This is a genomic window from Streptomyces sp. 15-116A (genome assembly GCF_025290915.1).
In the GTDB taxonomy this organism is placed as follows: domain Bacteria; phylum Actinomycetota; class Actinomycetes; order Streptomycetales; family Streptomycetaceae; genus Streptomyces.
The window spans coordinates 1-2657 of the sequence record NZ_JAOCQE010000468.1; the positions used below are offsets into that span (position 1 = coordinate 1).

The following is a 2657-nucleotide window of genomic DNA, read 5'->3' on the forward strand; positions in this document are numbered from 1 at the left end:
GGGGGGAGGTCGCCCGTGGTTTCGTAGGCGGTGAGCATGTCGATGCGGCGGGTGTGGCGTTCGTCGCCCGAGTACGGGGTGTTCAGGAAGGTCTCCACGAACTTCGTCGCCTCGTCCTGCGTGTGCATGCGCGCGCCGACCGCGACCACGTTGGCGTTGTTGTGCTGGCGGCCCAGCGCCGCCGTCTCCTCGCTCCAGGCCAGGGCCGCCCGTACGCCCTTCACCTTGTTCGCGGCGATCTGCTCGCCGTTGCCCGAGCCGCCGATCACGATGCCGAGGGCATCGGGGTCCGCGGCGGTCCGCTCGGCGGCGCGGAGGCAGAAGGGCGGGTAGTCGTCCTGGGCGTCGTAGATGTGCGGGCCGCAGTCGACGGGGTCGTGACCCGCCTCTTTGAGCCACTCGACGAGGTGGTTCTTGAGTTCGTAGCCGGCATGGTCGGAACCGAGGTACACGCGCATGGTCCGAGTGTGACACGGGGGTTCGCGGGCAGGCGCGCGGGGTGTCGCGCCCGCAAAACGTGAGGTGAATTACAGAACCTCAGGGAAACCTCAAGTAACAATTTGCTTTCGAAGGTTCCCCGATTCGACAGCCTCCGTTTCACTGGTCCAGCTCGTACACCACCGTGTGCGGGCTGCTAGCTCCCCCGGCGCAAAGGAAATCCGTTCCATGACTTCGCAGCCGACTCTGGCCAAGGCCGGAAACGGTCACGGAAGCCCCGGCGACCCCGGCGGCTCCGGTCTGCAGGCCGGACTCAAGAACCGTCATCTGTCGATGATCGCCATCGGCGGCGTCATCGGCGCCGGCCTGTTCGTCGGGTCCAGCTCCGGCATCGCGACCGCCGGACCCGGCATCCTGCTCTCGTACGCGCTCGTCGGCACGCTCGTGGTGCTGGTCATGCGCATGCTCGGCGAGATGTCCGCGGCCAACCCGACCTCCGGCTCCTTCTCCGCGCACGCCGACCGGGCGCTCGGTCCCTGGGCCGGGTTCTCCATCGGCTGGCTGTACTGGTTCTTCTGGGTGGTCGTGCTGGCGGTGGAGGCGACCGCCGGTGCCGCGATCCTCGAAGGGTGGATACCGGCCGTCCCGCAGTGGGCCTGGGCGCTCATCGTGATGGTGGTGCTGACCGCGACGAACCTGGTGTCCGTCGGCTCCTACGGCGAGTTCGAGTTCTGGTTCGCCGGGATCAAGGTCGTCGCCATCGCCGCGTTCATCGTCGTCGGCGGGCTGGCCGTCTTCGGTCTGCTGCCCGGTGTCGACAGCGAGCAGGCGGGTCTGGCCAACCTCACCGAGCACGGCGGTTTCCTGCCCAACGGGGCCGGTGCGATCCTCACCGGCATCCTGCTCGTGGTCTTCTCCTTCATGGGCAGTGAGATCGCGACCCTGGCCGCCGGTGAGTCGGAGGACCCGCAGCGGGCGGTCACCAAGGCGACCAACAGCATCATCTGGCGTATCGGTGTCTTCTACCTCGGCTCGATCTTCGTCGTCGTCTGTCTGCTGCCCTGGGACAGCAAGTCGATCGCCGAGGACGGCTCGTACGTGGCCGCGCTGGACTCGCTCGGTATCGCGCACGCCGGTCAGATCATGAACTTCATCGTGCTGACGTCGGTGCTGTCCTGCCTGAACTCCGGGCTCTACACGGCCTCCCGGATGGCCTTCTCGCTCGGTCAGCGCGGGGACGCGCCGAAGGCGTTCGCCCGGACCACGGAGCGGGGCGTGCCGCGGACGGCGATCCTCGTGTCGGTGGTGTTCGGCTTCGTCGCGGTGTTCTTCAACTACAAGTTCCCGGACTCCGTCTTCCTGTTCCTGGTCAACTCCTCCGGCGCGGTCGCGCTGTTCGTGTGGCTGGTGATCTGCTTCTCGCAGCTGCGGATGCGGAAGATCATCCAGGCGGAGGCGCCGGAGAAGCTGGTCGTGAAGATGTGGCTGTACCCGTATCTGACGTGGGCGAGTGCCGCGCTGATCGTGTTCGTGCTGGGGTACATGCTGACGGACACGGAGCACAACGGGCGGACGACGATGTTGTTGTCGTTGCTGGTCGCGGCGATCGTGCTGGTCATCGCCGTGGTGAAGCAGCGGGTCGGTGCGGGGCGGGCCGCCGCTGCCGAGGAGCGGGACGAGGTCTCGGTCGGCTGAGGTCTGCTTGGTGCACTTGTGGAGGGGCCCGTGGCGTGTGTCGCGGGCCCCTCCCGTGTGTTGTGGGTTCAGAGCACGGTGAAGCTCTTCTTCGTCTTCTCGTAGGTGCGCAGGGCCTGGTTCTCAATGGGGGGCTGGTACCAGGTGTTGATCTGGTACGACTTGCCGTCCTGGTTGAAGCCGAGGAGGCGGGCGTGCCAGGGGGTGCCCTTGAGGGTGAACGTGTACTCCCAGACGACGGCGGGGTGGCCGCGGAAGGTGGTCTCCTCCAGGCGGATCTTCCGGTAGTTCTGGCCCTGGTGGGCGTTGCGTTCGGAGGTCTGCCAGGTCTGGAGGAGGTTGCCGCGGGCGAGGGCGGACTTGGCGACGAGTTCCTGGCGGCCGTCGGGAGAGGTGTAGTGCACTTCGGCACCGGTCTGGACGTCGCGGCGCCAGTCGGTGGGGGGTGCCCAGGCGAAACCGCCGGCTTCCTGGCGGGTGCCGGGCGGGAGGGTCGGGGGCCTTGAGGTGCCGTTGACCGTGGG

General features: G+C 67.5%; 2 protein-coding genes and 1 pseudogene. 1 reads left to right on the top strand and 2 read right to left on the bottom strand.

Translation table 11 applies throughout. The features are described from left to right. A partial coding sequence (locus N4P33_RS34440) for a ribose-5-phosphate isomerase (protein WP_260830849.1) occupies window positions 1-458 on the bottom strand: 458 nt, incomplete at its 3' end. Window positions 459-666: 208 nt separating this feature from the next. Here N4P33_RS34440 and N4P33_RS34445 point away from each other — a divergent pair. Continuing rightward, window positions 667-2133 (top strand): amino acid permease, encoded by a 1467-nt coding sequence (locus N4P33_RS34445; protein WP_260830850.1) that lies wholly within the window; start codon window positions 667-669, stop codon window positions 2131-2133. Window positions 2134-2201: 68 nt separating this feature from the next. Here the strand turns inward: N4P33_RS34445 and N4P33_RS34450 are convergent. Further along, window positions 2202-2657, bottom strand: a pseudogene (locus tag N4P33_RS34450) (serine/threonine protein kinase); the annotation flags it as partial.